This is a genomic window from Pedobacter sp. HDW13 (assembly GCF_011303555.1).
In the GTDB taxonomy this organism is placed as follows: domain Bacteria; phylum Bacteroidota; class Bacteroidia; order Sphingobacteriales; family Sphingobacteriaceae; genus Pedobacter.
The window spans coordinates 3957924-3970076 of the sequence record NZ_CP049868.1; the positions used below are offsets into that span (position 1 = coordinate 3957924).

Sequence of the window (12153 nt, forward strand, 5' to 3'; positions counted from 1 at the left end):
CACTTTAATCAACAAGCCTTGAAAAAAAGCTGTACCCCTTTTAATAAAATATTTGTATTATAGTACTTTCTTAAGCACTGTCCCGGTTTAAGAGCTATTAATTTGAAATTATAGATATATAAGGATGGAAGCGCAAAACGACAAACCTAATGAAATAAGTGAGCTGATTGAAAAGGAGCAGGAAATACAGCATCTTAACAATCCAGTTGATATATCGGTAAAGCCAATTGTAAAACAATACCTTGGTGCGGTTAAAAAAGTAAAGAAAGAAGGCAATCGTTTTTATTTCTCCGATGGCGATGCCCGTGTAGAAGTGAGGGTGGTAAGTGATGATATTATCAGGGTAAGACTGGCACCACATGGTGTTTTTCTTGATGATTTTTCTTATGCTGTACCAGAAGTAGACCAAAAGGTTTCTGTTTTTAAAATGCAGGAACACGAAGACCATTATACCATCTCTACCTATGCCGTAACCTGTAAAATAGACAAGGCAAACTTTCATATCTCCTTTTCGGATAATATTACCAATGTAGTGATGGTTGATGAGGCCAACTCCATGCACTGGGAAGAAAATGTAGATTTTGGTGGTTACTATATTTATGCGACCAAAAAATGCCACCCTGAAGAGAATTTCTTCGGTTTAGGCGATAAATCAGGGAATTTTAACCTGCGTGGCCGCCGTTTCGAAAATTGGAATACCGATGCCTACTCTTTCGGCTGGAACCAGGACCCGCTATACCGTACCATACCATTTTATATTGGCTTACACAACCAGGCTGCTTACGGTATTTTTTTCGATAATACCTTTAAATCGTATTTCGATTTTGGATCCGAAGATGTAAATAAGACCAGTTTCTGGGCCGATGGTGGTGAGTTGCAATATTATTACATTCACGGGCCACACATTATGGATGTGGTTAAACGTTATGCTACTTTAACCGGTACGCATCCAATGCCTCCAAAGTGGACACTGGGCTATCAGCAATGCCGCTGGAGTTATTATCCGGAAACTAAGGTTAAAGAAATAGCTAAACAATTCAGAGAGCGTAAAATTCCTTGCGATGCCATTTATCTCGATATTGATTATATGGATGGTTATCGCTGCTTTACCTGGAACAAAAAATACTTTCCAGACCCCAGGCGGATGATTAAAGAACTTTCTGATGATGGTTTTAAAACCGTTGTAATGATTGATCCGGGAATTAAGGTTGATGACGACTACTGGGTGTTTAAAGAAGGTAAAGAGAAAAGATTTTTCTGTCGCCGTAGCGACGATTATTATATGGAAGGGCACGTTTGGCCAGGCCGCTGCCAGTTTCCAGATTTTACTAACCCAAAGGTGCGTACCTGGTGGGGTAATTTATACAAAGAACTGGTTGATATGGGCGTGGCCGGTTTCTGGAATGATATGAATGAGCCGGCAGTATTTGGTTCAGGTACCTTCCCGAATGATGTGCGCCACAATTACGATGGTTACCGTGGTTCGCACCGCAAAGCACACAACGTTTACGGCATGCAAATGGTTCGTTCTACTTACGAAGGACTGAAAAAACTAATGCGCAACAAGCGTCCGTTTACCATTACAAGGGCAGGTTATTCGGGTATGCAACGCTATGCCAGTGTTTGGACGGGCGATAATATTGCCACCTGGGAGCACTTAAAGATCGGAAACATCCAGTGCCAGCGTTTATCAGTTTCTGGTGTTCCTTTTTGTGGAACAGATATTGGTGGATTTAGCGGCGAACCAGATGGAGAATTATTCACCCGCTGGATTCAGCTGGGTACATTCTCACCATTTATGAGGGCACACTCTGCAGGCGATACTGCTGAGCGTGAACCCTGGAGTTTTGGCGAGTTTTTCGAAAATATTAACCGCAAGTTTATTGAGCTAAGGTATCGTTTAATGCCTTATCTGTACTCGGTTTTCTGGGAACATCACCGTTATGGTTTCCCGATTTTGAGGCCATTGGTAATGCTTGAACAGGAGAATATCAGTAACAGTTTCCGCCAGGATGAGTTTTGCTACGGCGATAAACTTCTAATCTGTCCGGTGCTGGAGCAGGGAGCCATTTCGCGCAAAGTTTATCTGCCTAAAGGTACCTGGTATAATTTCTGGACCAACGAGATTTTAGAAGGCGGTAACGAATATACCGTGGATGCCAAGATCGACAGTATGCCGATGTTTGTACGTGCAGGTTCTGTTTTGCCTGAATATCCGGTTATGCAGTATGTAGATGAAAAATCGATTACCGAAGTGGTATTGAATATCTACCATAGCGATTATGAAGTAAACTCGTACATGTACGAAGATCATGGCGATACTTTTGCATATGAACAGGATATTTACCTGGAGAAGAAATTTACGGTAAAGGGCGATAGCCAGACCATTAAAGTAAATCAACGCATTGAAGGCTTGTATACACCTAATTATGAGTTTTATGTTTGCAATGTTATTGGCGTAAAATTCCAGGTGAAAAAGATCATCATCGATAATAAAGAGGTGAAAGATTTTTACACCGACGATAAGCATGTATTGCATTTCAAATGCAATAAAAATTTCTCTGAAATTCAGATTTTAAGTCTGTAAATCTTTTAGCCCCAAATGCTGTTTAGTATTTGGGGCTTAATTTATCTAGCCAAAAAATATCTATGCCAGCAGCCAAAAAAGTTACTGCAAAAAAAGCAGCTTTAACAAAAACCGACCACAAGAAAACGGTTTGGGTACACAGTTTATTTACCGATTACGACATTGATCTTTTTCTGGTTGGAAAGCATTTCAGGCTTTATGAAAAAATGGGATCGCACCTTGTCAGTGTTGATGGCATAGCCGGAACTTATTTTTCGGTATGGGCGCCCAATGCCATTAACGTAGCTGTGGTAGGTAATTTCAATGACTGGAACAATACTTCGCATGAATTAAACAAGCGATGGGATAAATCTGGTGTCTGGGAGGGTTTTATCCCTGGTATCGCCAAAGGCGAGGTTTACAAATATTTTGTAAAGGGTTTTGATGAATCCGAACATTTAAAGGGAGATCCCTACGCCCGTAGGTGGGAACACCCACCGCAAACGGCTTCCATTGTTTGGGATACCGATTACACGTGGAAAGATAAAACCTGGTTAAATAAAAGGGCCAAACTAAATACTTTAGATCAGCCAATATCCGTGTACGAAATACATTTGGGCTCCTGGGAGCGAGATCCGGATAATCCAGAGCGTGTTTTAACCTGCCGGGAAGTAGCTGGCAGATTGGTGCCTTATGTTAAAGAAATGGGCTTTACCCATGTAGAGCTGATGCCGGTAATGGAATTTCCATTTTTTCCGAGCTGGGGTTATCAGATTACAGGTTATTTTGGGGCAAGCTCGCGCTATGGTTCGCCACAGGATTTAATGTACCTCATTGATGAGCTGCATAAAGCGAATATTGCTGTGATATTGGATTGGGTACCTTCTCATTTTCCGGGCGACAGGCACGGTTTATATGAGTTTGATGGTACGCATCTGTACGAGCATGCCGATATGCGAAAAGGTTTCCACCCTGACTGGAAATCGTATATTTTTAATTACGATAGAAACGAGGTACGCTCTTTCCTGATCAGCAATGCGATGTTCTGGTTAGATCAATATCATGCTGATGGTTTAAGGGTGGATGCTGTGGCATCTATGCTTTATTTTAACTTTTCGAGAGAAGAGGGCGATGCTGCTACAAACGAGTATGGCGGAAGCGAAAACTTAGGTGCGATACAATTTTTACAGGATCTGAATGTGGCGGTTTATGGTAACTTTGAAGGTGTACATACGATTGCCGAAGAAAGCAGCACTTACCCTGGAGTAACCCATCCGGTACATACCGGCGGACTTGGCTTTGGCATGAAATGGATGATGGGCTGGATGAATGATACGTTAAAATACTTCAAGGTAGATACGTTAGGAAGAAAGCACCACCATAATCAGTTGAGCTTTAGCATGACTTATGCCTTTACCGAAAATTTTATGCTGCCTTTTTCGCACGATGAGGTGGTACACGGTAAATCGCCTATGTTGTATAAAATGCCGGGCGATGACTGGCAGAAATTTGCCAATTTAAGGGCGCTGTATGGTTATATGTTTACTCATCCGGGTGCGAAACTGCTTTTTATGGGCAACGAGTTTGGTCAAACCAATGAGTGGAATTTTACCCAGTCGCTCGATTGGCATTTACTGCAATACGCCCCGCACAAAGGAATGCAGGAAACTGTTAAGGCCTTAAATTTCCTGTACAGAAAAGAACCCGCGCTATATCATTTTAATTTTAGTTACGAAGGTTTTGAGTGGCTCGATGCAGATAATGCAAACGAATCGGTATTTGTGTATATGCGCAAGGGACCCAAAGCAAAAGATACACTGGTAATTGCCATAAACTTAACTCCTGTCGTTAGAGAACACTATCGGATTGGCGTACCATTTAAAACCAAATGGACCGAAATTTTTAATACCGATGATATTGTTTACTACGGTAGTGGCATTAACAATAAGGGCGCAATTATACCTGGCACAGAAGGTTATCATAACCAAAAATATGCTATTGATGTAAACCTGCCTCCTTTAGCAGTAGTTGTTTTTAAAAGTAAATAAAGGCAGTTTTATGCTTTGAATTGAATTTATATTACGCCAAAACTGCATAATAAAACCTGGTTTTGGCGTGATATAGGTTTTTATATTGCGCCAAAACTTATTTAATTGACTACAAAATACCCTTAAATAAGAAAAGCCTCTCATTGCTGAAAGGCTTTCTTAAACTCTGGAGTGGAAGCATCCAGAGCGGCTGCAAAGGTACAATAATCTTGTGCACTTGCAAGTATTATTTTTTATTCTTTCATTTTTAGAGCTTTAACTTTATCCCGGCATTAAAAGTTCTTCCCTCTGTGTGTGTCCAGATGTCATCGAAAGTGGGATTAAGGTGCGATCCGTTTACTACACTTTTATATTTGCTTTGCCTGGTATCGGTAAAGTTCTCTGCATTAACAAAAACCGAAATCTTGCCAAAAACCTTTTCGGCCATAAAGCCAAACTCCCAAAAAGCACTGGTTTGCTGGTTGTTGTAAAGGTATTGCCTATCGGTAAAATACCCTTCAAGTCCCATTTTAAAGTTTCTTTCCTTCTCGTAAAGCAGGGCAAGGTTTAATTTGTTTTTAGGTAATAACCTGATGGTTTGTATAACCGGGAGATAATTTGCTTTGGCAGAAGTAAAAGTATAACCAGCAAAAAGCTTAAAATATTCTTTGAAAATTATTTTTGCATTGGTTTCGAAACCTTTGCTTTGTACTGGCAGACTGGTGTTTTCGAAGTGAAAACTGCCAGCTACATCCTGGAGTAAAATAGTCGAATTGTTAATCCGGGTATAAAAAAACATCTGGTTCAGGCTAACCATCCAGTCGTCGCCTATATTGGTTTTATAATTAACATCGGCTGTACCACCGTAGCTCCGTTCGGCCTTTACCTGGTTTAAGGGAAGCAAGTTTTGATATTGGAAGGTTTCGGTTTGTTCAGTAAACAAAGTGGGGGTTTTATAACCCAGTCCACCACCAATGCGCGAGCTCCACTTATCATTGAACTTATACAATGCTGAGATTCTTGGTAGAGCAAAAGCTTCTTTTTTATTGTAATTCGCATTAAAGTAATTTACAAAATCGATCCGCATGCCACTTTCAAGCTTAAATTTTTGGGTAATATCCCAGGTTTGCTGTGCGTAAAGCCCCGCCGTTTTTGTGGTGAAGTTTTTGGCAAGGCTTACAGCCTGGTTCTGCTCTGTAAAATCATCGTATACTAAGTTGGCCCCGAAAATTAAACTCTGGTTTTTGATATTCTTCAAATAACTGATATCGGTATAAGCATTGTAATTGATACCATCGAAACGGTAATCAGGGATGGCGATACCACGCTTAAAGTAATTGAAACTGGTTTTGATTTTTAAAAGATCCTTTTCGGTTGTTTTATAGCTAAAATCGAGCGTGGAAGTATTCCGGATACTGTTGTTGGTTTCAAAATAGCGGTGACTGGCATCGGCGTTATTGTTGACTACAAATATATCGCCACCAGTACGGTCGCTTTTGGTAAAAGCATTGCCGATTACCAAAGTTGCACGCTCGCTTGGGTAGAAAAACAGTTTAGGGTGAATGGTGAAATCTTTTGTTTTAGGCAGTTCGGTAAAATCATCATCATCTACATCGTAAGCTTTTTGAAAATTAGCCAACGCCAAAAGGCTATAACCGAATTTTTTATTGCGCTGCATACCAAAACCACCAATATTGGTTTGGCCCACATTCGATTGGTTAACAATAAAGTTAAATTCTGCCTTTTCTTTTGGGGTTCTCGAAATAAAATTCACTACCCCCGCTATTGCACCTGCTCCGTATAGAGTAGAAGAGGGGCCTTTAATAATTTCTACCTGACTTAAATCCAAAGGTGGAATTTCCAAAATACTTAATCCGCTGGCAAAATTGCCGAAACTGGCATAACCATCTTTCAGCAACTGGGTATAACGGCCGTCAAGTCCCTGAATCCTGATGCTGGCATTGGCGCTCGTTGCCGAAGTTTGCTGCACCGAAATACCAGTACTTTCGTGTAAGATCATCGAAACATTAGCAGGCCTCATATTGCTTTTCTCATCAATTTCTTCCAGTTCGATGGTTTCGACCCGGGTAGGGGTATTTTGAATGCTGCGACTGGTTCTTGTTGAAGAAACAATTACTTCTTCCAGTTCATCTTCGGATGCTGCTAAAAAGATTTCGAGCGGGCTTGTTTGTTTTAGCGGGAAGTTTAAGGTAATCCATTGTTCTTCATAACCTACATTTCTGACAATTAAAATCTGTTTGCCATTAGGGATGTTGCTTAAGCTGGCCGTTCCGTTTTCGGCTGTTTTGGCTATAATGCCGCTACCTTTTACAAGAATGGTAACGCCTTGCAGGGGCGAAGCGTTTTCTTTGTCTTTAACGGTTACTTTAAAATTATCCTGTGCGTAGGCATTTGTTATACACAGCATAGTGCATAGCAGTATTATTATTTTTTGCATGTATTTTTTAATGGGTTATTGAATAAACAGATTGTAAAGTTTACAATCGAGGGTTATCGGTTAGCCGATTACTATTTTATTCAATTTCGGCGGTTGCCAGATATTTTGGATGTATGCAGAAATAAAACGGTTACTGTAATGAATTTTTTGTTTTACAGCTACTTCATACCCTAAGAAAACAAAATCTGAAAAAATGAGGCTGCTTATCGTTGGTTGCCCGCAGCAATTGCAGGTACACATTGGCGAACAGTCGTCTTTGTGGGTACTGTTTGCTGGTTCGGTCGACTTTACAATGGCAATATTTAGTTGATTATCGCAAGTAAATTCCGGTACATCTTCGCAGGTAATGCAAGAGATGAGCAGAATGCTTAAACTTAAGAAGTAGGCTAATATTCTCATTGTAGTTTGCAAATGTACAAATCATGTTTTAGTTTTTGTGGTTTGTTGATGAAAGTCAATAAAACAGCGGTTTATAGTAAAAAGCACTACAGTATCCTGAATGAACCGGACCGTGATAAATCAACTAAGTTTAGTAACCGATTTTTTTTGCGCTAAAACCTCCGGATTGTTTACGCTTAACATTATAGTTTAAATAAGCTGGGTAGTTACTACCACGGACCGCACAAAATACCTATAAGTTACTCCTTCAGGATTTTCCTTACAGATGATTAAGTAGCGAGAGAATGGGTATTGTTATGGATAAACTGTATAACCCTCTGAGCGTTTTAGCGCCAGATATTTTTAAAGACGTATGAGTTAACTTACATTCTTATGGATATATGTCAAATTGTGCCCGAAAAGTAAAAATTAAGCTTAGTTGTTGATTTTAATCAGTAAATCCGACGCTCCAATGTAGTTTATTTTTGTCGTTTAGTTTAATTCGCTATAATTAGAGGTCTAAAGTCTATTCCAGTAATTATATGCTCGAAACACGCAAAGTATTTTTGATAAATAACATGTTAAATTACCTCAGCAATTTAAATCCGGTAACCCGGGTTTTATTCAGGAAGTGAAAAAGCATGCTGAACCAATTTTGATCAAAAAGAATAAATATATCCTGTCGCCAATTGATAATAATGATTATGTGTTTTTTGTAGCCTCTGGGTTGGTTAGGGGATTTGTTAAAGATGAAGGTAAAGAAATTACTACCTGGGTAAGCTTGGGGAATGAGTTTATTGGTGCTATTCAGCATCCTGATGAGCAGAATCAACAACCTTCTATTGAGTACCTGCAGGCATTAGAAAAAACAGAGGTTGTAGCCATGTCAAATGCTTTTATCAATAAGTTATACGAAAGCCATATCGAAACCAATATTATTGGCAGAAAGATTCTGGCCCTTCAGTATTATGCAGCTTCCGAACGTGCAATATTAGCGCGTATCCCTTCAGCAGAGCGGCGTTATGAAAAATTTCTGGAACTAAACGTTTTCGAGATTAACAAAGTTCCCCTACGCTGTGTGGCTAGCTACCTGGGTATGCGTTTAGAAACGTTGAGCCGTATACGCAGCAGACTAGTTAAAGAACTGGTTTAAGTTTTTAACTACCTGTTTCCTGTTAATTCATAATAAGTTACGGTATTTTATTGTGTTTGATACTTTATGTTTACATAGCATTATACACATTTTACAAATTGCTGTACAAGATAGTATCAAGGGGTGAATGTATAAGAATTCTGGCTATATTTGGGTAAGTAAAAATTAAATCAACGGGACGATTTAGATTACACTCATAAGCCTCTCTTTTAAGAGAGGCTTATTTTGTTTCAGCTGGTCCCGAATTTCTATTGTGCCTAGGCGATTAATATTTACATTGATTTCGGGAAGGACTCATGACTTCTTTCCATAATATCATTAAATTGCCCTTGTTTAGTTTTAGTACTGAGCATTATCCGATAAACGCCCGTCATGAAAATATTAGATCAGTTACTCCCTGCTAGTCCCATTAAGCAAAAATGGGCTGCAATAGCTTATACCGTTATCATTGCCGCTATATTAACGCTGGTAGGTATTTATGGCATTGGTGTATACGGGATCGCATTATTTATATTTACCCCGGTTTTTATCGGAGGGGGAGCCACCTTACTTTATGGCCGAAAGAATGAAATAAGCCAGAAACAGGCAGTTAAGCTTGGTTTTACTACCCTGGCTATTTTTACTGCTGTGCTACTGGTATTTGCCATTGAGGGCATTATCTGTATTTTTATGGCAGCTCCATTTGCTTTGCTGCTTACCTGGCTAGGTAGTAAACTTGCCCATTCAATGGTAGAAAAGAAAGCCGGCAATGCTCCAACTGTTATGGCATTGTACATTTTAATGATCCCCGCCACTGCGTTTATAGAAAAACGAAACGCACCCGAACTTACCGCTGTAGTAACTACGATAGAAATAAATTCCAGTCCAGAAAAAGTTTGGGAAAATGTAATTGCTTTTCCACAGCTTAAAGCGCCTAAAGAGTTTCTCTTTAAAACAGGCATTGCCTATCCCATTAATGCCCGGATAGATGGTGCCGGGGTTGGTGCAGTGCGACATTGTAATTTTACTACTGGTAGTTTTGTAGAGCCTGTAACTGTTTGGGATAAACCAAAGCTTTTAAAGTTCGATGTGCTGGAACAGCCTGCGCCAATGAAAGAAATCAGTTTTTGGGATATTGATGCTCCCCATCTGCACGATTATTTCGTATCTAAATGTGGCCAATTTAAGTTAACTGCACTGCCGAATGGTAGAACACTTTTGGCTGGTACAACCTGGTATTATCATAACATTAAGCCGGTTTTTTACTGGCAGCTCTGGAGCAATTACATTATTCATAAAATACACACCAGGGTTTTGATGCATATTAAAGAAAATTCAGAAAAATAACCACACTAGTTGCTTGCTTCATTTCTTTTGAGAATTATCAAAGAAAAAAGTATTTCTTCATGAAATCTTAATCTTTCTGCCGTAATATTGTAAGCATAAGGGGTGAGAGCCTTATATCAACTTCATAAGTTGAGAGCGTTAATTTAGATAGGGGATGTAGCCAGTGGTTACATCCTTTTTTGTTATGGTTTAGATCTTTACGCAATCGCAAGGCTTTCTAATTGCTCTTCTTCCAGTTTTTTTAATAGCCCGGGTACTTCGTTCCAATGGTTTATCCGTTGGTGGTGATCTTTCTCTACATTGTGAAATGCAGTAAACATAAGTGGTTTCCCTTTGCAGAAATCGAGGTTTTTGCAATGATCGTCTATTAAATAATCGGTGTCGATAATGCTTTTATCACCACAAAAGATAATGTTTCTCCAGCTAATAAAAGGGAAGTGTTCGGCGAGCCATTCGCGTTTTTCAAACAACGATAAAGGGAATTCCATTGCGGCCGAAACGATATACACTTCATAATCTTCCATTAGTTTTTTTACAGTTTCAACGGCGCCATCCATCAGGGGCAGGTTTCTGAAAAAGCCCGCTTTATTGCAAATTTGCATTACCGTTTCCCTGTCGGGGAAAAGTTCTTCTTCCGATTTACCTTTTATATCATCCCTGGTAAGTACAATACCAGTTTGTGCCGCATACGATTGTAATATGTGGTCTTCTATATCGGCGAGTACGCCATCCATATCAATGCCTATTGTTCTTTTCATGGTTTGCTATATTTTGCAACAAAAATATTAAATATTGCAATATATTGCAAATTTGTTTCGCTTTGAAATTTTATATTTGCAGTATATTGCAGTAATATGGTAAAAGAAGAACGCTTACAGATTATTATCGATACGCTTGAAAAAGACAATAAAGTACGCCTGGATCAGCTGAGTAGTTTGCTCAAGGTATCAGAAGATACAGTAAGGCGCGACATTAAAGAACTCGATACACAAGGTTTGCTCAGGGCGGTGCGGGGAGGGGCAATTGCACGCTCGCCTATTCCGCAGCATTACAGAGAAAGGGAAAAGTACAATCAACAGCACAAGCAAATCATTGCAGCCAAAGCTTTACAATTTTTAAAAGATGGTCAGGTAGTTTTTTTTGATGGTGGTACCTCAGTTGTAGCGCTGGCAGCCGCTTTGCCAAAAGATTTAAAAATTACCATTATTACCAATAGTTTTCCGGTGGCCAATATTTTAGAAGATCACCCCTGTGCCGAAGTAATATTTGCGGGAGGAAAATTGCATAAAACTGCATTTACGACTATGGGGCAGGAAACCATCGATACCTTCAGGAAAATACGTGCTGATATTTGCATGCTCGGAATTTGCAGTTTACACCATAGCATGGGGATTACCTCTATCATATATGAAGATGCACAGCTAAACAATACCATGATTAACCAGGCGCAGAAAACCATTGCACTTTCGGCCCTCGAAAAGATTAATACCGTAGAGCCTTATTATGTATGCCCTGTTACCGATGTTGATGTAATTATAACTGAAACCGAGCCAGCTAATGCTGCTTTGGATGCCTACAGGCATTTGGGGATTGAGGTGGTGTAGTTAGTCATCGTCCGCGTTTGTAACGCGGATGAAAGAGCTATACATTTGTAATGTGTGGCGATACAATCGCCAGTCTCACTTATCCTCGTTGCAAACGAGGACAATAAAGAGTGTATCACCTTAAATCTGCGGGAGAAAAAATGGCGATTAAGAATGTTCTGTATGTGTTTGGCAATATCAAGAAAACGAAACTGTTGTATTTTGTATTTCCTCTGTTTTTGAGTTGTAAAACAAAACAAGTTTTACTCCCGCCTATGGTGATTTCAGAATATGAATTCACGAACTTCTGCGAGCTGCCTAAAATGGAAAAAGAGCTTGTTTATATCAGCGCAATTTACAGAGGGGTAGAAGAGTACTGGGCTTTGACATCAAGAGATAAAAATTGTATAGATTTACGTGTAGAACTGGAAATACCAGAGAGCTTAGTTATTTACCCTAAATTTGAAAAACTACTTAAAGATGTACAGGATAAATACTGGCAAAAATATTTAATAATTGATGCCATAGGAGAATATGAAGTTGGGAATGAACACGGTTATGGGCATTTAGGTACTAATAAAGCGAAGTTTACAGTTAAAAAGTTGATTAATGTACAATTGATTGATAGAAAAAGGAAATTCCTTTATTGAGGTCCGTGTTTG

The 12153-nt window shown here is 39.4% G+C and carries 8 protein-coding genes; 6 read left to right on the plus strand and 2 right to left on the minus strand.

The genetic code is table 11. The features are described from left to right. Window positions 1-124 precede the first annotated feature (124 nt). Entirely contained in the window at window positions 125-2587 is a 2463-nt protein-coding gene (locus tag G7074_RS16605; protein ID WP_124560832.1) for a glycoside hydrolase family 31 protein, read from the plus strand. 62 nt (window positions 2588-2649) lie between these two features. Next, window positions 2650-4614, plus strand: coding sequence for a 1,4-alpha-glucan branching protein GlgB (gene glgB, locus G7074_RS16610; RefSeq protein ID WP_166210020.1), 1965 nt, complete (start codon window positions 2650-2652; stop codon window positions 4612-4614). A gap of 247 nt (window positions 4615-4861) precedes the next feature. On the opposite strand, the gene G7074_RS16615 is transcribed toward glgB, so the two are convergent. Then, window positions 4862-7021, minus strand: coding sequence for a TonB-dependent receptor (locus tag G7074_RS16615; RefSeq protein ID WP_240916334.1), 2160 nt, complete (start codon window positions 7019-7021; stop codon window positions 4862-4864). A 1063-nt stretch (window positions 7022-8084) separates the two neighbouring features. Between G7074_RS16615 and G7074_RS16620 the strand changes: the two genes are divergently transcribed. Next, complete coding sequence (locus G7074_RS16620; protein WP_166210026.1) at window positions 8085-8582, plus strand: Crp/Fnr family transcriptional regulator; 498 nt, start codon at window positions 8085-8087, stop codon at window positions 8580-8582. A gap of 372 nt (window positions 8583-8954) precedes the next feature. Further along, complete coding sequence (locus tag G7074_RS16625) at window positions 8955-9908, plus strand: hypothetical protein (RefSeq protein ID WP_166210029.1); 954 nt, start codon at window positions 8955-8957, stop codon at window positions 9906-9908. Between the two features lie 197 nt (window positions 9909-10105). Here the strand turns inward: G7074_RS16625 and G7074_RS16630 are convergent, their stop codons facing one another. Further along, window positions 10106-10666 carry a 5'(3')-deoxyribonucleotidase gene (locus tag G7074_RS16630; RefSeq protein ID WP_166210032.1) on the minus strand — a complete coding sequence of 187 codons (561 nt, stop codon included), beginning with the start codon at window positions 10664-10666 and terminating at the stop codon, window positions 10106-10108. Window positions 10667-10762: 96 nt separating this feature from the next. Between G7074_RS16630 and G7074_RS16635 the strand changes: the two genes are divergently transcribed. After that, window positions 10763-11512, plus strand: a complete 750-nt coding sequence (locus G7074_RS16635) for a DeoR/GlpR family DNA-binding transcription regulator (RefSeq protein WP_124560825.1) — start codon at window positions 10763-10765, stop codon at window positions 11510-11512. 302 nt (window positions 11513-11814) lie between these two features. Continuing rightward, the gene (locus G7074_RS16640; protein ID WP_166210035.1) at window positions 11815-12141 is read left to right on the plus strand and encodes a hypothetical protein; all 327 of its coding nucleotides are present in this window, start codon (window positions 11815-11817) and stop codon (window positions 12139-12141) included. The last annotated feature ends 12 nt before the right edge of the window (window positions 12142-12153 follow it).

What these genes read in the sequence shown, in the direction of transcription:
- G7074_RS16605 (WP_124560832.1), top strand. Translation starts at nt 125, where the DNA reads ATGGAAGCGCAAAACGACAAACCTAATGAAATAAGTGAGCTGATTGAA.
- glgB (WP_166210020.1), top strand. Translation starts at nt 2,650, where the DNA reads ATGCCAGCAGCCAAAAAAGTTACTGCAAAAAAAGCAGCTTTAACAAAA.
- G7074_RS16615 (WP_240916334.1), bottom strand. Translation starts at nt 7,021, where the DNA reads ATGCTGTGTATAACAAATGCCTACGCACAGGATAATTTTAAAGTAACC.
- G7074_RS16625 (WP_166210029.1), top strand. Translation starts at nt 8,955, where the DNA reads ATGAAAATATTAGATCAGTTACTCCCTGCTAGTCCCATTAAGCAAAAA.
- G7074_RS16630 (WP_166210032.1), bottom strand. Translation starts at nt 10,666, where the DNA reads ATGAAAAGAACAATAGGCATTGATATGGATGGCGTACTCGCCGATATA.
- G7074_RS16635 (WP_124560825.1), top strand. Translation starts at nt 10,763, where the DNA reads ATGGTAAAAGAAGAACGCTTACAGATTATTATCGATACGCTTGAAAAA.
- G7074_RS16640 (WP_166210035.1), top strand. Translation starts at nt 11,815, where the DNA reads ATGGAAAAAGAGCTTGTTTATATCAGCGCAATTTACAGAGGGGTAGAA.